Origin of the sequence: Tenacibaculum ovolyticum DSM 18103, assembly GCF_000430545.1 — a bacterium.
GTDB lineage: Bacteria > Bacteroidota > Bacteroidia > Flavobacteriales > Flavobacteriaceae > Polaribacter > Polaribacter ovolyticus.
This window is the reverse complement of record NZ_KE387164.1, coordinates 286,855-308,230: the sequence shown is the minus strand read 5'-3', so window position 1 is coordinate 308,230 and position 21,376 is coordinate 286,855. Positions and strand designations below refer to the sequence as shown.

The following is a 21,376-nucleotide window of genomic DNA, read 5'->3' as shown; positions in this document are numbered from 1 at the left end:
TGAAATACTTTCTTTTCTTCTTAATCGAAAACTTTATCTAACACTTTTTGGTGACGTCGTTTATATCTAGCACTTGAACCTGCTGCTGGTGCCGAATGGTAATCTCTCGATGCACATTCTAACTTAGCAAATTCAAATCGCTCTAACATATAACTCCAAGACCCCATGTTTTTTGGTTCCTCTTGTGCCCAAACATAACGTTTTACATTCGGGTATTTATCCATTATAACTTTTATCTGATCGTTCTGTAATGGAAATAATTGCTCTATTCTAATCAAAGCTACATCATTTCTTTCTAACTTTTCGCGCTCATCCAATAAATCATAATAAAACTTACCTGTACAAAAAACCATTTTTGTAACTATAGAAGTATCAATAGTATCATCAATTACTTCTTCAAATGTTCCGTTAGCAAGTTCTTCAATAGTATTTACCGCCTTTGGTAAACGTAATAAACTCTTCGGTGTAAAAACAACCAATGGTTTTCTAAAATCACGTTTCATCTGACGACGTAAAATGTGATATATATTTGATGGAGTAGAACAGTTTGCTATTGTCCAGTTATCAATTGCTGATGACTGTAAGAAACGTTCTATTCTTCCTGATGAATGTTCTGGTCCTTGCCCTTCATATCCATGAGGTAATAACATTACTAACCCGTTCTGTAGTTTCCATTTATCTTCTGCCGAAGAAATATATTGATCAAATACAATTTGTGCTCCATTCGCAAAATCACCAAACTGTGCTTCCCAAATAGTTAATGTATTTGGAGCTGCCATTGCATATCCGTAATCAAATCCTAAAACTCCATATTCTGATAAATGAGAATTAAAAATTGTCATTTCTCCTTTATTATTCGGATTCGTGTTTAATAAATTAACACGCTCTAAAGTTTCTTCATCACGCATAATTGCATGACGGTGAGAGAAAGTTCCTCTTTCTACGTCTTCTCCAGAAATACGAATATTAAATCCTTCTTCTAGTAATGTTCCGTATGCTAGGTTTTCTGCTGTTCCCCAGTCTAAAGCATTTTCTTCAAAGACCATTTTTTCACGACCTTTTAAAATACGTTCAGCCTTACGAACAAACTTATGCCCTTCTGGAGTATTCGAAATTACTTTCGCTATATTTTTTAATGCTTCAACCGAATACGTAGTATCTACGGGTTGTAACATATCTTGTAATTGCTTACGTACGAATCCATCCCAAACTTCTGGCATAAATTCTTGAATTTTAGAAGTTGTTTTCTTTTTAGACTCTATAAACTCAGCCTCTAAATGAGTTTTAAACTCATCTGTAATTTCTTTTACAAATTCAGAAGAAATACTTCCTTCTTCAACTAATTTAGCAGCATAAATTTCTTTTGCATTTTGATGCTTAGAAATTGCTTTATATAATTTTGGCTGTGTAAAACGAGGCTCATCTCCTTCGTTGTGTCCATATTTACGATATCCTAATAAATCAATGTAAATGTCTTTTTTGAATTTCATTCGATATTCAACAGCCATTTCCATTGCATGACAAACTGCCTCAGCATCATCTGCATTTACGTGCAACACTGGTGACAACGTTACTTTAGCAACATCAGTACAATAAGTACTAGAACGTGCATCTAAATAATTAGTTGTAAATCCAACTTGGTTATTTACGACTACATGAATAGTACCTCCTGTTTTATAACCATTTAAGGTCATCATTTGAGCTATTTCATATGCAATACCTTGCCCAGCTATTGCTGCATCTCCATGCACTATAATTGGTAAAATTTTACCATTATCTCCTTTATAATCTAAATCTACTTTAGCGCGAACAATTCCTTCAGCAACTGCAGCTACTGTTTCTAAATGTGATGGATTTGGAACCAAATTCATCTTCATTTTTTGTCCTCCTTTGTACTCTTTACTTAATGTTAATCCTAAGTGATACTTAACATCTCCATCAATATCCTGATCTTCAAAATCTTTACCTTCAAACTCGCTAAATAAATCGCGAACTGGTTTTTTAAAGATATTTACTAATGTATTCAAACGACCACGGTGTGCCATTCCTAAAACACATTCTTCTACTCCATATTTTTCTGCAGCATCTCGAAGCGCAACACTTACTCCTGGAATTAATGTTTCACCTCCTTCAATAGAGAAACGCTTTTGACCTACATACTTTGTTTGTAAAAAACTTTCGAAAGTAGATGCCTGATTTAATTTTGTAAGAATGTATTTCTTACTATCAATATCGTAGTTAGATTGGTTTTCGTCTTTATTCAAACGACCTTGCCACCATTTTACCTCCTCAGGATTACGTATATACATGTATTCCACACCAATACTATCACAATAAATTGCTTGTAGGTGTGAAATTATTTCAGATAACGGACTTGCACCCATACCTAAAATTTCACCTGCATTAAAAACGGTAGATAAATCTTTATTAGATAAACCAAAATTATCTATATCTAGCGTTGGTTTATATTTTCTACGATCGCGTACCGGGTTTGTCTTTGTAAAAAGATGCCCTCTTGTACGGTATCCGTTAATTAAGTCTATTACTAAAAATTCTTTACGTACTTCTTCAGGAATTTCAACAGAAACTTCTTCATCTGTCAACGAATAATTTTCATTTGCTAAATCGTATCCTTGAAAAAAACTTCTCCAACTTGGTTCTATTGCATCAGGATTTTTTTGATACTGTTCGTACAAATCACTTATAAATCCGGTATGTGCTGCGTTTAAGAACGAAAATTTGTCCATATATTTTACTATGCTTTTCTATCAATAAGAATAATGGTGACAAAAATACAACTTTTACTAAAAATAAAACTTTTTTTCACGCTTAATTTGCTTCTTTAAATTACGAGAACAAGACCAACCTAACACTTTTACAAACATTCATTCAAAAAACATAAAACACTAAAAACCAAGTAACAAAAAAAAATATTCATTTTTTTATCAAAAAAAATTTGCAAATATCAAAAAAGCCCTTAAATTTGCACTCGCTTTTAAAGCAAGTCCGCTTTAAATTCCTCCTTAGCTCAGTTGGTTAGAGCATCTGACTGTTAATCAGAGGGTCTTAGGTTCGAGTCCTAAAGGAGGAGCAAAATAAACAAAGGCAACGTAGAAGCCGATAATTTCTGCAACATACATATTTGTTCTATATGAACATTCCTCCTTAGCTCAGTTGGTTAGAGCATCTGACTGTTAATCAGAGGGTCTTAGGTTCGAGTCCTAAAGGAGGAGCAAAAAAAGACTTACATATTCGTAAGTCTTTTTTATTTTTACACAATGCAACTTTCAAAAAAACTTACAAATAAACTACAACAGCGTAAAGAAAACCAATCTTTAAGAACTCTTGGAGAGAAAAACGCTTTAATAGATTTTTCTTCCAATGATTATCTAGGCTTCGCTAACTCTGAAATAATTTTTAATAGAAGTCATCAATACCTAACAGAAAATAATTTTAAACAAAACGGTGCAACAGGTTCAAGACTTCTATCTGGAAACCATAGTCTATATGATAACGTAGAAAAAAAAATATGCCAATTTCATAATTCTGAAGCTGCTTTAATATTTAATTCTGGCTACGATGCTAATATTGGTTTTTTCTCTTCAGTACCACAACGAGGTGATGTTATTTTATATGATGAATTTATTCATGCTTCTATTCGTGATGGTATTCAACTTTCAAATGCTAAATCTTTTAAATTTCAGCATAATAACACAGAAGACCTAGAGAATAAAATTCTAAAACAAATTAAAAACAGCAATTCTGATATATATATAGTTACAGAATCTGTTTTTTCTATGGATGGTGATTCTCCTGATTTAACAGCAATTTCATTAATAGCAAAAAAACACAAAGCTTATTTAATAATAGATGAAGCACATGCCATTGGTATTTTTAACCAAGGATTAGTTCAGAAGTTACATTTAGAAAAAGCTGTTTTTGCTCAAATTATCACATTTGGAAAAGCACTTGGCTGCCACGGAGCTGTCATTCTAGGGACTGATGAACTAAAGCAATATTTAATTAATTTCTCTAGAAGTTTTATTTATACCACTGGCCTTTCACCTCATTCTTTAGCTACTATTAAATTTGCATATTTGGAGCTTTCAAAGAGTGAATCTAAAAAATCACTTGAAAAAAATATTTCATTTTTTAAACAAGAAATTAATAGATTACAGCTTAATTTTATAAAAAGCAATTCAGCTATTCATTGCTGTGTAATCCCTGGTAACAAAAAAGTAAAAGAAATTGCGAATCAACTAAAGAAAAAAGGGTTCGATGTAAAACCTATTTTATCTCCTACTGTAAATAAAAACGAAGAAAGGTTACGTTTTTGTTTACACTCTTATAATTCTTACAAAGAAATTACAAGTGTTTTAGAGAACCTTGCTACATTTGTTTAAAAATTATAATGCGAGATAATTATACTATTCTTACAGTTTTTGAATACTCCACGGAAGCTCACGTAATAAAATCTAGATTAGAATCAGATGGCATTAGAACTTTATTAATGGACGAAAAAACTATTGACTCAGATCCTTTGATAAGTCAAGCAATAGGAGGCGTAAAATTAATAGTACATAACGATGATTTAGAAAGAGCATTGCGTATATATAATGAAATAATAGTATATGAAAAAGATGATAGTGGAAAACCTATACATTGTAAAAAATGCAGCTCATCAAAAATATTAGTTGCTCCATCTCAACGTAAAAGTTTTTTCTATATGTTATTTCCTTTTTTTGAAAGCAGAAAATTAATTTGTAACGATTGTAAAACAATCTTTTAGATGAAAAAATATTTTATTACAGGAATTTCTACAGAAGTAGGAAAAACGATAGCATCAGCTATTGTAACCGAAGCCTTAGAAGCTGATTATTGGAAACCTATACAAGCAGGGGAATTAGAAGATTCAGATTCACACAAAATAAAACAATTGATTTCTAATTCAAATACTGTAATCCATCCAAATTCATACGCATTAAAAACGCCTATGAGTCCGCATGCTGCTGCAGAAATTGATAAAACAACTATTGAACTATCGAAAATCGAAGAACCGAAAACACAAAAAAATTTGGTTATTGAAGGTGCTGGTGGATTATTGGTTCCTTTAAATAATTCTGAAACAATTTTAGATATTATAAAACAGGAATATAAAGTAATTGTAGTTTCTCGACATTATTTAGGAAGCATAAACCACACTTTATTAACCCTAAATTTATTAAAAGAAAAAGGGTTTGATGTTGCAATTATTTTCTCAGGAAATGAACATAAGACTACTGAAGAGATTATCAAAAAAATGACAAACGTCTCTGTTATAGGTCGAATTGAGGAAGAGCCTTATTTTGATAAGAATGTAATTAGAGAATATGCTGAACTTTTTAAAGAGAAATTATGACACTTCAAGAAAGAGATAAAAAACACCTATGGCATCCGTTAAAACAACACCAAACACACCCAGATAGCTTAGGGATTGTAAAAGCAAAGGGATGTATTTTAACTGATGAAGATGGCAATGAATACATTGACGCTATTTCATCATGGTATACCTGTATGTTTGGGCATTGCAATGATTTTATTACTACTCATGTTTACAAACAAATGCAAACATTAGATCAAATAATGTTTAGTGATTTTACACATGAGCCTGCGGTGAAATTATCGGAAGAGCTAATTAAAATTCTTCCTAAAAATCAAAACAGAATTTTCTTTAATGATAATGGTTCCACAGCCGTAGAAGCTGCAATTAAAATGGCATTACAATACTATTTTAATAAAGGAGAAAAACGAACTACATTTATTGCTTTTGAAGATGGTTTTCATGGGGATACTTTTGGAGCGATGTCTGTTTCTGGATTATCAGCTTATAATGGCCCGTTTGAGGATTTTTTAATGGATATTAAGCGCATTCCTATTCCAAATGGAACAAATAATGAAGCTATTTTAAAACAATTAAAACAAATTGTTGCTGAAAACAAAATTGCAGGATTTATCTACGAACCTCTAGTGCAAGGGGCTGCTGGAATGAAAATTCATGAAGCTACAGATTTAAATGAGGTTTTAAAATTCTGCAAAGAAAACGCTATTTTAACAATTGCAGATGAAGTAATGACTGGTTTTGGTAAGACAGGAAATAATTTTGCTTCTGATGAAGTTGCTACAAAACCTGACATTATTTGCCTAAGTAAGGCTTTAACTGGTGGATTGGTACCAATGGCTATCACTTCTTGCACTGAAGAAATTTACAGTACTTTTTTAAGTACTGATATTGCTAAAGGCTTTTTTCATTGTCATACTTATTCGGCAAATCCTATAGCTTGTAGTGCTGCTTTAGCTAGTATAGAGTTATTGCAAACTAAAGAAATTCAAAACAGTATACAGTATATTATTACCTCTCATAAAACATTTGAAGAGCGAATTAAAAATCATCCTAAAGTAGCAAATACACGTTCTAAAGGAGTGATTTTAGCCATAGATTTAAAAACTAATGCGGGGCGTTATGGTACTTTACGTGACCAATTATTAAAACATTTTATGAATGACGGAGTATTTTTACGCCCGTTAGGAAATACCATTTATATTCAACCTCCTTATGTAATTACAAAAGAGCAGTTAAATAAAGTTTATACAACAATCGAAAAGGTTTTAGATATCTTCTAAAACCTTTTCGTTTACTAATAAGTTTATTTCTTCTTGTGTTTCTTTAATACGAACATATAAATCTTCATAAGCCCATTCTCCATTTACTCTAATTCCGCTAACAATTAAAGTCCCTTTACCTTTCGGACCTTTTATTGAAATTGAGAAATCAACATTTCCATCATCATTATCTAATGATATATTTCCAGATGGTATACCATAACTTTCTATTGGTTCACCTAAAAATTGAATTACTTTTTCGTTTTTAGATGCTTGTTCTATAGCATATTCTACAGGTACAGAATTCGTCATCATTTCTGAAACTCCCAAAATAGTAGCTCCAATTCCAAAAACAAACAATAAAATAAGCCCAAGACAGCCACATCCACAGCCTCCCACAGGCACAACCCATCCCCAATTTCTACTAAACCAACTTTTTTCCTCTTGTTCACTCATTCTTTTTAAATTTAGCCACAAGATAAATATTTATTTATTTCGTAATAGTTGATTTTACCATTATTTTTGTCAAAACTTTAAAGTGTTGAAAGAACCTATTTCTATTACATCTTTTGCTTCAGTTTCTGCTTTAGGAAGCACTTCTGAACAAATTTGGGAAAATTATTTAAACACTAAACATTTCTTAACTTTAAAAGAAAATGTTTGGACTGGGCAATTAACAAGTGATGACAAACTTAATATTGAAAAAATAAAAAATTCAGATACTAAATATAAAAACTTAGATGCTTCTGTTTTATATACAATACTAGTTGCTAGAAAAGCAATTGACAGTACAGATTGGAAGTCAGAAGATAATTTTGGAATTAATATTGGTTCTTCTCGTGGTGCGACTTCTTTATTTGAAAAATATCATAAAGAGTTTTTAGAAACTGGTAAATCATCAACATTAAGTTCTCCTACAACAACTTTGGGAAACATTTCTTCATGGATTGCACATGATTTACAATCAAACGGCCCTGAAATTTCTCATTCTATTACTTGTTCTACTGGTTTACACTCATTATTAAACGGCGTTGCTTGGTTACAATCTGGCATGTCAGAAAAGTTTATGATTGGTGCAAGTGAAGCTTCTTTAACCGATTTTACGATTGCTCAAATGCAGGCCTTAAAAGTATACTCAAAAGAAACTGACGAGTATCCTTGTAAAGCTTTCGATTTAGAAAAAAAGAAAAACACCATGGTTTTAGGAGAGGCTGCTGCCGTTTTTTGTTTAGAAAAAGGAGCAAAAGAAAACGCAATTGCTCTTATTAAGGGTGTTGGTTATGCTACTGAAGTACTAAAACACAACACATCGGTTACTGCAAATGCAGAGTGTTTTCAGAAATCTATGAAAATGGCTTTAAAAGGTACTTCTATAAATGATATTGATGCTATTGTTATGCATGCCCCAGGAACTATAAAAGGAGATTCATCAGAAATTAATGCTATTCATGAAGTTTTTAATGATAAAATTCCTTTTTTAACGACTAATAAATGGAAGGTAGGACATACTTTTGGTACTTCTGGACTGCTTAGTTTAGAATTGGCTGTATTAATGTTACAAAATCAAAAAGCAATAGAAGTTCCGTTTGCAGAGAAACAAATACTCCCTAAAAAAATAACCAAAATATTAGTAAATGCTGTTGGTTTTGGAGGAAATGCTGTTTCTGTTTTAGTAACTAGATAGTATATAATAAGAAAAAAATTGACTCAAGTTTTTTATTTTAAGTAAAATATATATTTTTAGAACTAATAGTGGATTTGAAAAAGTGCTTAGCCCTGATTGAACGGTTTGTTTGAGCTCTTTTTTATTTTTCTTAAAAAAAGCGAGTAGTAAAAGCAGGAAATAGCTTCTAAAAACAAATAGAAAGCCAATTAGTTTTTTTATTTTTGACACCACAAACAACTTTGAATTTATGAGTGAAGTAAGACATAACTGGACGAAAGAAGAAGTTCTTGAGATATATAACAAACCTTTAATGGAGCTTTTATATGAAGCTGCAACTATTCATCGAAAAAGTCATGATCCTAATGTAGTACAGGTCTCTACTTTATTATCTATAAAAACTGGTGGATGTTCTGAAGATTGCGGGTATTGCCCACAAGCTGCTCGTTATCATACTGATGTTGAAGGAAACGATTTGATGTCTGTACGTCAAGTAAAAGCACAAGCTTTAAGAGCTAAATCTAGTGGAAGTTCTCGTGTATGTATGGGTGCTGCTTGGAGAAACGTTAAAGATGGTCCAGAATTTGATCAAGTTTTAGATATGGTGAGAACTATTAATAAGCTTGACATGGAGGTTTGCTGTACTTTAGGTATGGTTACCGAAAACCAAGCACAACGTTTAGCTGAAGCTGGTTTGTACGCTTACAATCACAACCTAGATTCATCTGAAGAGTACTATAAAGAAGTAATTTCTACTCGTGGTTATCAAGACCGTTTAGATACTATTGATAACGTACGTAAAACTAATGTTACTGTTTGTTCTGGTGGTATTATTGGAATGGGTGAAAATTCAGAGGATAGAGCTGGAATGCTAGTTGCTTTATCAACATTAAACCCTCAACCAGAATCTACACCAATTAACGCTTTAGTTGCTGTTGAAGGAACTCCTTTAGAAGATGAAAAGCCTGTTGAAATTTGGGATATGGTTCGTATGGTAGCTACTACACGTATTGTTTTACCTGAAACTCAAGTTCGTTTATCGGCTGGTAGAACTCAAATGAGTAGAGAAGGACAAGCAATGTGTTTCTTTGCTGGTGCTAACTCTATTTTTGCTGGAGATAAATTATTAACGACTCCAAACCCTGATGTTAATGAAGACATGAAAATGTTTAAATTATTAGGTTTAAATCCGCAAAAACCATTTACGAAGAAAGTACAACCTCAAACTGTAGAAGCGAAAGATTCTGCTTTTGAAAACTTAGGAGAGAAACCTAAATGGACTAGACCCAATCACAAAATTGATCGTAATGAAGAAAAAAAGCAAGAAGCTTTAGCGTTACGAAAACAATAAAAAATATACATTTAGAAAAACCGTTTAAGAATTAATTCTTAAACGGTTTTTTTATTTCTTAAATAAACGTTGGAAGAAGTTTTTTGTTTTTGTTGTTGTCTCTTTTATTTCTTCTTGAGCATCTTCAGCAAAATCGACAATATGTTCACTTGCTTCACCTACCAATTCGGATGCTTTTTCGGTTACATCATCTAAAACCTCTTTAGCTTCATTAGTAAATTCAGTTGCCTTTTCTTTTATATTCTGAATAGATTCGTCCGTTACAATTTCACTAACTGTAGCTTTTACATCTTCAACAACATCAACAATATGTTCACTAGCTTCACCAGCTAATTCTGAAGCTTTTTCTGTTATGTTATCCATAACTTCTTTAGCTTTATCTAAACTTTCTTTTAAATTCTCATTTAAATCTTTCTTGTCTTCTTCCATTGTTACATACTTTTAAACTAGAACCAACCTTTTTGATTCACTTGATAAGTGTCTATAAATTCTTCATCTGATTTTGTTAAGTAAATAATCCCTTCAACTAAACCAATAATACCCGTAACCATACCTCCAAAACCACAAGTTAAAATAGTTACCAATAACATAATAACTCCTTCTTTAGTATAACCTAACATAAACTTATGAATACCCAGTGCACCTATTAATATACCTAATACACCTGCTAATACTCTTTTACTTTCTTGGTTTGGAACTGGTGTTCCATTCTCATCAATTACATTCATTCTTTTGTCTTTAATAATTAGTTTGTGCTAAATTTATAAAAAAGCTTCGTCTTTTGGCTCCCACAATTCAATTTTATTTCCATCTAAATCAATAATCCATCCAAACTTACCATAATCATACTCTTCTAACTTGTCTAACACAGTAACTCCCTTCTCTTTGAGCTCTTCTAATAACTCTACTAAATTCTCTACACGATAATTAAACATAAAGTCTTTTTTAGAGGGTTCAAAATGTTTGGTATCTTTTGCAAAAGGACTCCACTGTGTTGATGCTTTTTTATCGTCATTGTCTTTCCACCAAAAAGTACATCCCCAATCATCAGTATTAAAGCCTAAATTGTTTTTATACCAATCTTTTGTTTCTGAGGGATCGTTAGTTTTAAAGAAAACACCTCCAATACCTAGTACTTTACCTTTTTTTTTCATTACTTCCTTTTAATATTAGTTTCGTAAATGTCAATCCATTGTTTTACTGTCATTTTTCTACATAATTCTGCTATTAAATCAAATGGAATTTCTTCAATTTTCTTAAATCGGATGCAACTTTTTCCCATATCTAATTTACGTTTAGAATGGTTTGGGTATTGAGCTACAAACCAATCATAAAGTTCTTTTTTAGCGTAAATTCCGCTATGATACAAATTAATTGAATTTTTCTGCGAAGCAATATTCATGAACGGTAAAGGTAAGCTTGCATCACAGTGATATCCCTTAGGGTATATTGAGTGTGGTACATAATACCCAATCATTTTATAATTCATTCCTTCTTCAAATTCTTTAGGAAGATTATTTTTTATTGTTTTACGTAATTTTTGCATAATTGCTTGTCGTTCTTCTGGAACTTGAGCAATATAATCATCAGGTGTGTTAGCCTCATATTGCATATCAAATGATTTAGAGACTTACAAGTTAACAAAATTTTTCTTTAATTTTATTTACAATTGTTTGCGCTAGTTTTTCTTTGCTCTCAATTGTCCAACCTGCAACATGAGGTGATAATAATACATTTTCAGATTCGATTAAATATTTAAAAGCTTCTGGCATCTCGTCTCTCGACTCCGCTTGAGATGACAAATTAGATAATTTATTCTTCTGAAATAAGTTCTCAAAAGATTTTTTTTCGTATTCTAAAACGTCTAAACCAGCTCCTAATATTTTACCAGATTTTAAAGCATTTACTAAATCTGAAGTAATAACTGATTTTCCTCGTGCTGTATTAATAAACCAAAAAGGATTAGAAAAAGCATTAATAAAATCTGCATCTACCATTTTAATCGTTAATGCTGTTTGTGGTGTATGTAAGCTTAAAACAGTCGCCTTTTTCTGTAATTCTTCTAATGAAACTTGTTTACAGTTTTCGTCACCAACATTTCGCTTAATATCATAACATAGAACTTCTACATCAAAACCACGAAGCTTTTTCGCAAAAGACTTCCCCATATTACCATAGCCAATTAAACCTACAGTTTTACCATCTAATTCAATTCCTCGATTTTCTTCACGTAGCCATTTACCGTTTCGAACTTCTTTATCGGCTTTGTTTAGCTTGTTAAAAAGAGATAAAATCATGCCTAATGTATGCTCTCCAACGGCATTTCTATTTCCTTCTGGAGCCGAGATTAAATATATTCCTTTTTCTTTAGCATATTCACAATCAATATTTTCTAATCCAGCACCAACTCTACCAATAAACTTAAGATTGATTGCTTTATCTAAAAATTGTTTATCTACAGAAAACCTACTACGAATAATTATTCCATCGTATTTATGAATTTTAGCTTCTATTTCTGCTTTCGAAGAATTATAATCTTCTTCATTTGTAAAACCAAAATCGTTTAGTTGGTTTAAAAGTAACGGATGGTTTGAATCTAGATGAAGTATTTTCATTTTGTTTTAATAAAAAAGCCTTCTTTTCAGAAGACTTGTGTAATTAATATTGTTCTTTTTCGTTAGGAAAATCTTTCGATTTTACATCGGCTATATAATTTTCAAAAGCGCCAGTCATTTCAGAATATAAATCTAAATACCTACGTAAAAAACGAGGATTAAATTCATGTGTCATTCCTATCATGTCATGTGTAACCAATACTTGCCCATCTACTCCTGCACCTGCTCCAATTCCAATAACGGGTATTGTTAAACTTTCTGCGACTCTCTTTGCTAATGCTGCTGGTACTTTTTCGAGTACCAAAGCAAAACATCCAAGTTCTTGTAATAGCAATGCATCTTCTAACAACTTTTCAGCTTCTTCTTCTTCTTTTGCTCTAACAGTATATGTTCCGAATTTATAAATAGATTGTGGTGTTAACCCTAGATGTCCCATTACAGGAATACCAGCTGTTAGTATCCTAGATACAGACTCTCCTATTTCACTACCTCCTTCTAACTTTACAGCATGACCACCAGATTCTTTCATTATTCTAATAGCTGAATCTAATGCATTTTTAGAATTTCCTTGATAGGTACCGAAAGGTAAATCTACCACTACTAAACAACGTTCAATTGCTCTTATTACAGAACTTGCATGATATATCATTTGATCAAGTGTAATAGGCAATGTAGTTTCGTGACCTGCCATTACATTTGATGCTGAATCTCCTACCAAAATCACATCAATACCTGCTCCATCTACAATCTTTGCCATCGTATAATCATAAGCAGTAAGCATTGAGATTTTCTCTCCATTTGCTTTCATTTCTACTAATGACTTCGTTGTTATTCTTTTATATTGTTTTTTTGCTACTGACATTATTTAATGTTTTCTATTTTGTAAAAATACATAATTAATCGATTGAATTTTACCTTAACTTAAACTTCCAGTCTTATTATCTCTATTTGTAAAAGCCGTTAATCTTCTGTTAATTATATACTGATCCCTTTATTTTTTTAATAGCTTCACAGTTTAAAACCAAATTCTATGCCTAAAATAATTACGTTACTAATCATATTTGTCCTTACAACTGTTGTAAATGCACAAACAAATAATGAACGAATTGCTGTAAAAAAAACTATTGAAACTTTTTTTGACGGACTTCATAAAGGTGATAGTACAATTGTTGGTTCTACTTTACATACTACAATTAAAATACAGACAACTTTTACTAATAAGGACGGGGAAAAAAAATTGATTACTGATTCTAAAAAAAAGTTATTAATAGGAATTGCTAATAAAAAAGTTGAAAACACTTATTTAGAAAAATTACTTTCATGGGACATTAAGATTAACGGTAATTTAGCTTCTGTATGGACACCATATGAATTCTATCTTAATGGCAAATTAAGTCATTGTGGTGCAAATTCTTTTCAACTATTTAACAATAATGGAAAGTGGGAAATAATTTATTTAGTAGATATGAGAAGTAGAAAAAATTGTAACATTCAAAAAAACTAAAACATGAAAAAATCTTTTCTTTTTATCTTTTTCTTAACTCAAATAATTTTTGCTCAAGAGCCTAAAATGCTTTTACCTGAGTTATTTAATGGGCTACCTAATGTTAGAGATTTCTCTTTAAATAAAAATAATGATGAGTTTTATTTTACAGTAGAAAGTTATGTAAAAGAATATTCTTTTATTGCCTTTTCTAAAAAAATAAAAGGTAAATGGACTACTCCTAAAGCGGCATCTTTTTCTGGACAACACAAAGATTTAGAACCATTTTTATCTCCTGATGGTTTAAAATTATTTTTTGCTTCTAACAGGGTAAATAATAACTCTTCAGAAATAAAAAAAGACATGGATATATGGTATGTAACAAGAAAATCACTGATTGATGATTGGTCTGCTCCAATAAACGCTGGCCTTATAGTTAATACATCTGCAGATGAATTTTATCCTTCAGTAACAAATAAAGGTGATTTATATTTTACAGCTTCGTATGAAAATACAAAAGGCAAAGAAGATATATATGTAAGCCGATTTGTTAATAATTCTTACACAAAGCCAACTTCTTTAAGCAATAATATAAATTCAGAAAAATATGAGTTTAATGCCTTTGTTGCTCCTGATGAAAGTTTTATAATATTTACATCATATGGAAGGAAAGACGATTTAGGACGTGGAGATTTATATATTAGTAAAAAAGATAAAGAAAATCAATGGCTACCTGCTAAACATCTTTCTAAAAGTATTAATACAAAGAAATTAGATTATTGTCCGTTTGTCGATATTTCAAATAATACACTCTACTTTACCACCAGTAAAAGTACTATTCCAAAAGGTTTAAAGAAAAGGAGAAAGTTAAAAGAAATTATTAATTATATTAATACTACTCCTAATGGATTAAGTAGAATATATAAGGTCTCATTAAATAAAAAATAACTTATATTTGGCATAATGAACCAGACTAACAAATCCAACACATTATCTCCTAATAATTGGGTAGATGATTATGCTGATTATTTATTTAATTATGCTGTAACACGTGTAAATGATTCTAATGTAGCTAAAGATTTAGTTCAAGAAACATTTTTTGCAGGGCTTAAATCTGCTAAAAATTTTCAAGGAAAATCAACTGAAAGAACTTGGTTAGTATCAATTTTAAAAAGAAAAGTAATTGATCATTATCGAAAAATAAACTCTAAAAAAGGACAAGCCGAAGTTAGAATGAATTTTTATGATAACGGTGAAGATAAAGGTAATTGGATTGAAGAGCGAGTTCCACAATCTTGGGATAGCACGACTGAAAAGGACATTGAAAACGATGAATTAAAGTCTCAACTAGATGCATGTATTGATCATTTACCTGAAAAATATGCTATGGTTTTTAGAATGAAGACTATTCAGGAGTTTGAAACTGAAGAAATTTGTAAGGAATTAAATATCACTCCGTCAAATCTATGGGTTATCATTCACCGAGCTAGAACTCAGCTAAGAAATTGTATGGAAAAAAACTGGTTTAATAAGTAAGAAATAATGTTTAAGAAATTTAAAATAACTTGTGATGAAGCAACTACTATTTGTGATAAAGCACAATATAATGAAGCCTCATTTTATGAGAAAATACAACTTAACTTGCATTTATTAACTTGCAAAATTTGTTCTTTGTATACAAAACAAAATCGCAAAATGTCAGCTATTTTTAAAATGAAAGCTTCAAATTGTAAAAGTGAAACAAAGTGCTTATCTCAAAATGATAAAGAGATTCTAAAAGAACAATTAAATCAACTTAATTAATAAGTTCTATTTTTTGTTAAATTAAATTGAAACGGAATTTATTATAGAATAAATTCCGTTTTTATATACCTTTGAATTAAATTTAAAATTATGCATTTTCTTCCTGAAAAGATTGATAATTATGTTGTTAATCATTCTCAACAAGAACCTAAGATATTACAAGAATTAACCAAAGAGACTTGGCAAAAGGTTTTAAACCCTAGAATGTTAAGTGGTGCTTTTCAAGGTAGAGTCTTATCAATGATTTCAAAATTAATTCAACCTAAATCTATTTTAGAGATTGGTACTTATACTGGGTACTCTGCTTTATCTTTAGCAGAAGGATTAGCTAAAAATGGTACGTTGTATACTATTGATAAAAATGAGGAGTTAGAAGAGCTGCAATCTAAGTATTTTAAGAAATCTGATTACAACAATCAAATTAAACAGTACATTGGAAATGCTATAGAAATCATTCCAGAAATTAATCAAAAATTTGATTTGGTTTTTATTGATGCAGATAAATCCAATTACCTGAATTATTTCGATTTAATTATTGGTAAAATGAATACTGGTAGTGTTATTTTATCTGATAACGTTCTTTGGAGTGGAAAAGTAGTAGAGGAGTTAAATCCAAAGGATATTGATACTAAAATTCTTTTAGAATACAATCGTAAGTTAAATGAAGATGATCGCTTAGAAACTGTTTTGTTACCAATAAGAGATGGTTTAACAATTAGTAGAGTGAAATAACAACTATTTTCTCTTTATAGGCCCAGTAAAGTCGTCTATATTATCTTTAACTTTCGTAACTTCTTTTTTTATGTCTCTTACGAAATCAGCATCAATGCCTTGATTTTTTGCACTATCGTTAATTTCCTTTTTAATGTCATTAGTGGCATCTTTAATTTGACGCATACCTTTTCCTAGCCCTCTAGCTATCTCAGGAATTTTATCCGCGCCAAATAACATAACAACTATTAGTAAGATTATAAAAATCTCAGGACCTCCTATAAATAAAAATATTCCATTCATCAATGCAAATATAATTAAAATCAATAGTTAAACTCTTTATAAAACAAAAAAAGCCAAACTTTAAGTTTGGCTTTTATATAAATTCTAAAATAATTAATCTGCTAAGATTATTACTTTATTACCTTTCATTTCTAAAGTTCCAGATTTTATAGCTAAAGTTAATACTTTATCATCTTCTGGTAAACTTTCAATACTACCGTGTAAATCATCAAAAACTAAATGATTTTGTGTGTGCACATGCATTTTTACAGATCCCTTAGTTAAAATAGATACGATTGAAACGTGATTATTTAACATTTGAAACTCTCCGTTAATACCTGGTACAGTTACAGAATCTACTTCCGATGAAAACAAAATAGCTTCTGGAGTTACAATTTCTAAAAACATAATTTAAACAGAATTAATTATTGTTAATTATTATTTTAACTATGCTTCAGTTAACATTTTTTCTCCAGCATCAATTGCTTCTTGAATCGATCCTTTTAAGTTAAATGCTGCTTCAGGATATTTATCTAATTCTCCATCCATAATCATGTTAAACCCTTTAATAGTATCTTTAATGTCAACTAAACATCCTGGAATACCTGTAAATTGCTCAGCAACGTGGAAAGGTTGAGATAAGAAACGTTGTACACGACGTGCTCTGTGTACTACTAATTTATCTTCTTCAGATAACTCTTCCATACCTAAAATGGCAATAATATCTTGTAACTCTTTATATCGTTGTAAAATTTCTTTTACTCTTGTTGCTGTATTATAGTGCTCATCTCCTAATACTTCAGCAGATAAAATTCTTGAAGTAGAGTCTAATGGATCTACAGCAGGATAAATACCTAATTCTGCAATTTTACGAGATAATACTGTAGTTGCATCTAAGTGAGCAAAAGTTGTTGCTGGTGCTGGATCTGTTAAATCATCTGCAGGTACATAAACTGCCTGTACAGAAGTAATAGATCCTTTTTTAGTAGAAGTAATACGTTCTTGCATTGCTCCCATTTCTGTAGCTAATGTTGGTTGATATCCTACTGCTGATGGCATACGACCTAATAATGCCGATACCTCAGAACCTGCTTGTGTAAAACGGAATATATTATCGACGAAGAAAAGTACATCTTTTCCTTGAGCTTCTCCTGCCCCATCACGGAAATATTCAGCAATTGTTAAACCAGATAATGCAACACGTGCACGTGCTCCAGGTGGTTCGTTCATTTGTCCAAATACGAAAGTAGCTTTTGAACCTCTCATTCCAGGCTTATCTACTTTAGATAAATCCCATCCTCCTTCTTCCATAGAGTGCATAAAGTCATCACCATATTTGATAATTCCTGACTCTAACATCTCTCTTAATAAATCATTTCCTTCACGAGTTCTTTCTCCTACACCTGCAAATACAGATAATCCTCCGTGTCCTTTTGCAATGTTGTTAATTAACTCTTGAATTAATACAGTTTTACCTACTCCGGCTCCACCAAATAATCCAATTTTACCACCTTTTGCATAAGGCTCAATTAAATCAATTACTTTAATACCAGTAAATAAAACTTCTGTAGATACAGATAAATCTTCAAATTTAGGTGCTTGACGGTGTATAGATAAACCTGCATCACCTGCTTTTGGTAAATCACCTAAACCATCAATAGCTTCACCTGTAACGTTAAATAAACGCCCATAAATATCATTTCCTATTGGCATTTGTATTGGACTACCAGTAGCGATAACCTCTGTACCTCTACTTAAACCATCAGTTGCATCCATAGAAATAGTACGAACTGTATCTTCACCTATATGTTGTTGAACTTCTAAAACAAGAATAGAACCATCAGCTTTTTTAATTTCTAATGAATCGTAAATTCTTGGTAATTCAGCATTTTCTATATTGAACTCAACATCGATAACTGGACCAATAATTTGAGAAACTTTACCTGTTATTGTAGACATTACTATATGTAATTAAAGTTATTTAATTTGCTATGTGAGCGTTAGCTCCTTTTTAAAGGTGCAAAGGTAATTTTTTTAAAGGAATTTAAAAAGTCTTTCATAGTATTTTTCATAAAAATATTGCACAAAAAAAAGCCTCGCAAATGCGAGGCTTTAAATATGATGTTTAAGTAAATTATTTTACTAATTTAATCTCAACACGTCTGTTTTGAGCTCTACCAGCTCTTGTTTTGTTGTTTGCAATTGGATAGTCTTCACCAAATCCAGCAGAAGCTAATCTAGAAGAAGAAACACCAGCTTTAGCAACTAAATAATCTAAAACAGCCTTAGCTCTTCTTTCAGATAATTTCTTGTTGTTAGAAGCTCTACCTTGACTATCAGTATGTCCTTGAACACTGAAGTTAGCTTTAGAGTATTCTTTCATGATCGCTGCAATTCTGTTTAAGTTATCAGTAACACCAGCTTTAAAAGTTGTTCTTCCTGAGTTAAAGTAAATAGCTCTTGCGAAGTCATTTAATTTTTTCTCAGCAGCTTTAGTAATTACTACTTCTGGACATCCATTGTTAGAAGCAACACCTGCAACCTTAGGACATTTATCGTCTTTATCTAAAACGCTATCTCCATCAGTATCTGGCCAAGGGCAACCTCCGTTTTCAGAAGGACCAGCAACAGCAGGACACTTATCTTTACTATCAACTACACCGTCTCCATCAGTATCAGGACAACCGTTGTTAGCTTTAGTTCCTTTTACAGTAGGACAAGCATCATCTTTATCTGCAATAGCATCTCCATCAGTATCAGGACATCCATTTAAAGCAGCTAAACCAGCAACTTCTGGACAAGCATCATCAGCATCTTTAATACCATCATTATCAGTATCAGGACAACCGTTGAATTCTTTTAAACCAGCAACTTCTGGACAAGCATCATCTTTATCAAAAATACCATCACCATCAGTATCAGTACCTCCAAATTTGAATACTAAACCAATTGAGTGCTGAAAGTGATCTCTCACTTTATCTCCAAATTCTTTTTTACCTCCTGATTGGAAGTTTAATCCTAAGTTATCATTAAACCAAGTATTGAATCCAAAACCTGCATTTAACATCCCTTCACCTTCATCAGCTAAAGAAGTATAACCACCCCCTAAATACACATAAGGATCAAACCATGAAGTTTCTCCGAATAAGTTATTTAAGTCGTACTTTACGTTAGCATCAATAGCCCAGTAAAGTTCATCGCTATCATTTTTAGCTCTAAAAGTTTCAATTTTGTTTAAAGAACCAGCTAATTGTAAAGAAAAACCATCGTTTAAATATCTATCTACAGATATTCTTGAAATAGAAGGTAAAACATTCCAGTCACTAGTACCGATATAATCCTTTGCATACTCTCCAAATTCAGAAGGTATTCTAACGTCAACAGCGTTAACTCCAAATCCAACCGCCCATGGGTTATCTGAATCCTGTGCGTTTACCGTCCCTAAAGTAGCGAACGTAAACAAAGCTATCACAGCTATTTTGATTTGTTTCATTATAAAAATTTTAAATTAAAAAGTTCGTTTATATATACCGCAAATGTAAGTTGTAAAAACTTATTTACAAAAGCAAATCTACAAAAACTTACAATAAATGCAAGTTTTCGATTAATATATTTAAATCACATTTAACTCTTTACCTACTTTTGTAAAGGCTGCAATTGCTTTATCTAAATGTTCTTTTTCATGTGCTGCTGACAATTGCACACGAATTCTTGCTTTTTCTTTTGGTACCACTGGAAAGAAAAAACCTATTACATAAATCCCCTCTTCTAATAACTTATTAGCCATGTTTTGAGATAGTTTTGCATCATATAACATAACTGGAACAATTGCTGCGTCTGCACCTACTAAATCAAAACCAGCTTTTTCCATCTCTGTGCGGAAGTAATTCGTATTCCATTCTAACTTATCTCGTAATGAGGTATCATTTGATAATAATTCAAATACTTTCAACGATGCTCCTACAATTGCTGGGGCTAATGAGTTTGAGAATAGATATGGACGAGAACGTTGACGTAAAATTTCTATAATTTCTTTTTTCCCCGTTGTATAACCTCCCATTGCACCACCAAGTGCTTTTCCTAAAGTACCTGTTACAATATCAACACGATCCATTACGTTTTTTAACTCTACAGTACCACGACCTGTTTTACCAATGAATCCGGCTGCATGACATTCGTCAACCATTACTAAAGCATCATATTTGTCTGCTAAATCACAAATCTCATCTAGTTTTGCAACAATCCCATCCATAGAGAAAACCCCATCAGTAACAATAATTTTAAAACGATGACCTTGTTTATTCGCTTCTATTAATTGTTCTTCCAGAGAACTCATGTCATTATTATTATAACGATAACGAGCTGCTTTACATAAACGAACTCCGTCAATAATAGATGCGTGATTTAAACTATCAGAAATAATTGCATCTTCTTTTGTTAATAATGGTTCGAAAACACCACCATTTGCATCAAAAGCTGCTGCATATAAGATAGTATCTTCTGTTGTATAAAACTCAGCTATCTTTTCTTCTAGTTGCTTGTGAATATCTTGGGTACCACAAATAAAGCGTACAGACGACATTCCAAAACCATGCGTATCCATAACATCTTTTGCTGCTTGAATTACCTCTGGATGATTTGACAATCCTAAATAATTATTAGCACAAAAGTTAATTACCTCTTCACCTGTTGATATTTTTATTGCTGCATCTTGTGATGATGTAATAATTCTTTCAGATTTATACAATCCAGCATCTTTTATTTCCTGAATTTCTTTTTGTAATTGTTCTTTTATTTTTCCGTACATATTATTATCTTTTATACTTCGA

Annotated in this window: 23 protein-coding genes and 2 tRNA genes; 12 read left to right on the top strand and 13 right to left on the bottom strand. The window is 31.5% G+C overall.

Going from position 1 to position 21,376, the window contains the following annotated elements; genetic code table 11:
- Positions 1-20 precede the first annotated feature (20 nt).
- Positions 21-2,747 (bottom strand): 2-oxoglutarate dehydrogenase E1 component, encoded by a 2,727-nt coding sequence (locus tag H518_RS0116100; protein WP_028890021.1) that lies wholly within the window; start codon positions 2,745-2,747, stop codon positions 21-23.
- Positions 2,748-3,017: 270 nt separating this feature from the next.
- Here H518_RS0116100 and H518_RS0116090 point away from each other — a divergent pair.
- The 6 genes from H518_RS0116090 (at position 3,018) to bioA (ending at position 6,660) form a co-directional block, all read left to right on the top strand.
- A tRNA-Asn gene (locus H518_RS0116090) sits at positions 3,018-3,091 on the top strand.
- Positions 3,092-3,159: 68 nt separating this feature from the next.
- Positions 3,160-3,233, top strand: a tRNA-Asn gene (locus H518_RS0116085).
- A gap of 45 nt (positions 3,234-3,278) precedes the next feature.
- Positions 3,279-4,403, top strand: a complete 1,125-nt coding sequence (locus H518_RS0116080; protein WP_028890020.1) for an aminotransferase class I/II-fold pyridoxal phosphate-dependent enzyme — start codon at positions 3,279-3,281, stop codon at positions 4,401-4,403.
- Between the two features lie 8 nt (positions 4,404-4,411).
- Positions 4,412-4,789: a putative signal transducing protein gene (locus H518_RS0116075; protein ID WP_028890019.1), complete on the top strand. Its 378-nt coding sequence runs from the start codon at positions 4,412-4,414 to the stop codon at positions 4,787-4,789.
- Positions 4,790-5,398 carry a dethiobiotin synthase gene (bioD, locus tag H518_RS0116070; RefSeq protein WP_028890018.1) on the top strand — a complete coding sequence of 203 codons (609 nt, stop codon included), beginning with the start codon at positions 4,790-4,792 and terminating at the stop codon, positions 5,396-5,398. It abuts the gene before it with no gap.
- Entirely contained in the window at positions 5,395-6,660 is a 1,266-nt protein-coding gene (bioA, locus tag H518_RS0116065) for an adenosylmethionine--8-amino-7-oxononanoate transaminase (RefSeq protein ID WP_028890017.1), read from the top strand. The genes bioD and bioA overlap by 4 nt, the downstream gene beginning before the upstream one ends.
- Here bioA and H518_RS0116060 read toward each other — a convergent pair.
- Entirely contained in the window at positions 6,646-7,095 is a 450-nt protein-coding gene (locus tag H518_RS0116060) for a cytochrome c oxidase assembly factor Coa1 family protein (RefSeq protein WP_028890016.1), read from the bottom strand. The genes bioA and H518_RS0116060 overlap by 15 nt on opposite strands.
- Before the next feature lie 85 nt (positions 7,096-7,180).
- On the opposite strand from H518_RS0116060, the gene H518_RS0116055 reads away from it, so the two are divergent.
- Both H518_RS0116055 and bioB read left to right on the top strand, forming a co-directional pair.
- On the top strand, positions 7,181-8,323 hold the full coding sequence (locus H518_RS0116055) for a beta-ketoacyl synthase N-terminal-like domain-containing protein (protein ID WP_028890015.1): 1,143 nt from the start codon (positions 7,181-7,183) through the stop codon (positions 8,321-8,323).
- 229 nt (positions 8,324-8,552) lie between these two features.
- Positions 8,553-9,653 carry a biotin synthase BioB gene (bioB, locus tag H518_RS0116050; protein ID WP_028890014.1) on the top strand — a complete coding sequence of 367 codons (1,101 nt, stop codon included), beginning with the start codon at positions 8,553-8,555 and terminating at the stop codon, positions 9,651-9,653.
- 51 nt (positions 9,654-9,704) lie between these two features.
- Here bioB and H518_RS0116045 read toward each other — a convergent pair whose 3' ends face one another.
- The 6 genes from H518_RS0116045 to panB are packed head-to-tail and all read right to left on the bottom strand — an operon-like array spanning position 9,705 to position 13,130.
- Positions 9,705-10,082 carry a hypothetical protein gene (locus H518_RS0116045; protein WP_028890013.1) on the bottom strand — a complete coding sequence of 126 codons (378 nt, stop codon included), beginning with the start codon at positions 10,080-10,082 and terminating at the stop codon, positions 9,705-9,707.
- A 17-nt stretch (positions 10,083-10,099) separates the two neighbouring features.
- Positions 10,100-10,381, bottom strand: coding sequence for a TM2 domain-containing protein (locus H518_RS0116040; protein WP_028890012.1), 282 nt, complete (start codon positions 10,379-10,381; stop codon positions 10,100-10,102).
- Positions 10,382-10,414: 33 nt separating this feature from the next.
- Positions 10,415-10,807, bottom strand: coding sequence for a VOC family protein (locus H518_RS0116035; protein ID WP_028890011.1), 393 nt, complete (start codon positions 10,805-10,807; stop codon positions 10,415-10,417).
- Positions 10,807-11,265 (bottom strand): DUF1801 domain-containing protein, encoded by a 459-nt coding sequence (locus H518_RS0116030; protein WP_028890010.1) that lies wholly within the window; start codon positions 11,263-11,265, stop codon positions 10,807-10,809. Before H518_RS0116030 ends, H518_RS0116035 begins: the two co-directional genes overlap by 1 nt.
- Before the next feature lie 25 nt (positions 11,266-11,290).
- Entirely contained in the window at positions 11,291-12,268 is a 978-nt protein-coding gene (locus H518_RS0116025) for a 2-hydroxyacid dehydrogenase (RefSeq protein ID WP_028890009.1), read from the bottom strand.
- Positions 12,269-12,311: 43 nt separating this feature from the next.
- Positions 12,312-13,130, bottom strand: coding sequence for a 3-methyl-2-oxobutanoate hydroxymethyltransferase (panB, locus tag H518_RS0116020; protein WP_028890008.1), 819 nt, complete (start codon positions 13,128-13,130; stop codon positions 12,312-12,314).
- A 168-nt stretch (positions 13,131-13,298) separates the two neighbouring features.
- On the opposite strand from panB, the gene H518_RS0116015 reads away from it, so the two are divergent.
- The 4 genes from H518_RS0116015 to H518_RS0115995 all read left to right on the top strand — a co-directional run bounded on the left by H518_RS0116015 (position 13,299) and on the right by H518_RS0115995 (position 16,286).
- Positions 13,299-13,772, top strand: a complete 474-nt coding sequence (locus tag H518_RS0116015) for a hypothetical protein (RefSeq protein ID WP_028890007.1) — start codon at positions 13,299-13,301, stop codon at positions 13,770-13,772.
- A gap of 3 nt (positions 13,773-13,775) precedes the next feature.
- Entirely contained in the window at positions 13,776-14,699 is a 924-nt protein-coding gene (locus H518_RS0116010) for a TolB family protein (protein WP_028890006.1), read from the top strand.
- Between the two features lie 15 nt (positions 14,700-14,714).
- Complete coding sequence (locus H518_RS0116005) at positions 14,715-15,287, top strand: sigma-70 family RNA polymerase sigma factor (RefSeq protein ID WP_043707123.1); 573 nt, start codon at positions 14,715-14,717, stop codon at positions 15,285-15,287.
- Between the two features lie 357 nt (positions 15,288-15,644).
- Positions 15,645-16,286, top strand: a complete 642-nt coding sequence (locus tag H518_RS0115995; RefSeq protein WP_028890003.1) for an O-methyltransferase — start codon at positions 15,645-15,647, stop codon at positions 16,284-16,286.
- Positions 16,287-16,289: 3 nt separating this feature from the next.
- Here H518_RS0115995 and H518_RS0115990 read toward each other — a convergent pair whose 3' ends face one another.
- The 5 genes from H518_RS0115990 to kbl form a co-directional block, all read right to left on the bottom strand.
- The gene (locus tag H518_RS0115990; RefSeq protein ID WP_028890002.1) at positions 16,290-16,568 is read right to left on the bottom strand and encodes a Sec-independent protein translocase subunit TatA/TatB; all 279 of its coding nucleotides are present in this window, start codon (positions 16,566-16,568) and stop codon (positions 16,290-16,292) included.
- A gap of 93 nt (positions 16,569-16,661) precedes the next feature.
- A complete protein-coding gene (locus tag H518_RS0115985; protein WP_028890001.1) occupies positions 16,662-16,955 on the bottom strand; it encodes a FoF1 ATP synthase subunit delta/epsilon in 294 nt (97 codons plus the stop codon).
- A gap of 39 nt (positions 16,956-16,994) precedes the next feature.
- Positions 16,995-18,506: a F0F1 ATP synthase subunit beta gene (gene atpD, locus H518_RS0115980; RefSeq protein WP_028890000.1), complete on the bottom strand. Its 1,512-nt coding sequence runs from the start codon at positions 18,504-18,506 to the stop codon at positions 16,995-16,997.
- Positions 18,507-18,681: 175 nt separating this feature from the next.
- Positions 18,682-20,040 (bottom strand): OmpA family protein, encoded by a 1,359-nt coding sequence (locus H518_RS0115975; RefSeq protein WP_028889999.1) that lies wholly within the window; start codon positions 20,038-20,040, stop codon positions 18,682-18,684.
- Between the two features lie 120 nt (positions 20,041-20,160).
- Complete coding sequence (gene kbl, locus H518_RS0115970; protein ID WP_028889998.1) at positions 20,161-21,354, bottom strand: glycine C-acetyltransferase; 1,194 nt, start codon at positions 21,352-21,354, stop codon at positions 20,161-20,163.
- Positions 21,355-21,376 lie beyond the last annotated feature (22 nt).

Bases quoted from the DNA above. Each gene is read 5' to 3' on its own strand.
- H518_RS0116100 (WP_028890021.1), bottom strand. From the start codon at position 2,747: ATGGACAAATTTTCGTTCTTAAACGCAGCACATACCGGATTTATAAGT.
- H518_RS0116080 (WP_028890020.1), top strand. From the start codon at position 3,279: ATGCAACTTTCAAAAAAACTTACAAATAAACTACAACAGCGTAAAGAA.
- H518_RS0116075 (WP_028890019.1), top strand. From the start codon at position 4,412: ATGCGAGATAATTATACTATTCTTACAGTTTTTGAATACTCCACGGAA.
- bioD (WP_028890018.1), top strand. From the start codon at position 4,790: ATGAAAAAATATTTTATTACAGGAATTTCTACAGAAGTAGGAAAAACG.
- bioA (WP_028890017.1), top strand. From the start codon at position 5,395: ATGACACTTCAAGAAAGAGATAAAAAACACCTATGGCATCCGTTAAAA.
- H518_RS0116060 (WP_028890016.1), bottom strand. From the start codon at position 7,095: ATGAGTGAACAAGAGGAAAAAAGTTGGTTTAGTAGAAATTGGGGATGG.
- bioB (WP_028890014.1), top strand. From the start codon at position 8,553: ATGAGTGAAGTAAGACATAACTGGACGAAAGAAGAAGTTCTTGAGATA.
- H518_RS0116045 (WP_028890013.1), bottom strand. From the start codon at position 10,082: ATGGAAGAAGACAAGAAAGATTTAAATGAGAATTTAAAAGAAAGTTTA.
- H518_RS0116040 (WP_028890012.1), bottom strand. From the start codon at position 10,381: ATGAATGTAATTGATGAGAATGGAACACCAGTTCCAAACCAAGAAAGT.
- H518_RS0116035 (WP_028890011.1), bottom strand. From the start codon at position 10,807: ATGAAAAAAAAAGGTAAAGTACTAGGTATTGGAGGTGTTTTCTTTAAA.
- H518_RS0116030 (WP_028890010.1), bottom strand. From the start codon at position 11,265: ATGCAATATGAGGCTAACACACCTGATGATTATATTGCTCAAGTTCCA.
- H518_RS0116025 (WP_028890009.1), bottom strand. From the start codon at position 12,268: ATGAAAATACTTCATCTAGATTCAAACCATCCGTTACTTTTAAACCAA.
- panB (WP_028890008.1), bottom strand. From the start codon at position 13,130: ATGTCAGTAGCAAAAAAACAATATAAAAGAATAACAACGAAGTCATTA.
- H518_RS0116015 (WP_028890007.1), top strand. From the start codon at position 13,299: ATGCCTAAAATAATTACGTTACTAATCATATTTGTCCTTACAACTGTT.
- H518_RS0116010 (WP_028890006.1), top strand. From the start codon at position 13,776: ATGAAAAAATCTTTTCTTTTTATCTTTTTCTTAACTCAAATAATTTTT.
- H518_RS0116005 (WP_043707123.1), top strand. From the start codon at position 14,715: ATGAACCAGACTAACAAATCCAACACATTATCTCCTAATAATTGGGTA.
- H518_RS0115995 (WP_028890003.1), top strand. From the start codon at position 15,645: ATGCATTTTCTTCCTGAAAAGATTGATAATTATGTTGTTAATCATTCT.
- H518_RS0115990 (WP_028890002.1), bottom strand. From the start codon at position 16,568: ATGAATGGAATATTTTTATTTATAGGAGGTCCTGAGATTTTTATAATC.
- H518_RS0115985 (WP_028890001.1), bottom strand. From the start codon at position 16,955: ATGTTTTTAGAAATTGTAACTCCAGAAGCTATTTTGTTTTCATCGGAA.
- atpD (WP_028890000.1), bottom strand. From the start codon at position 18,506: ATGTCTACAATAACAGGTAAAGTTTCTCAAATTATTGGTCCAGTTATC.
- H518_RS0115975 (WP_028889999.1), bottom strand. From the start codon at position 20,040: ATGAAACAAATCAAAATAGCTGTGATAGCTTTGTTTACGTTCGCTACT.
- kbl (WP_028889998.1), bottom strand. From the start codon at position 21,354: ATGTACGGAAAAATAAAAGAACAATTACAAAAAGAAATTCAGGAAATA.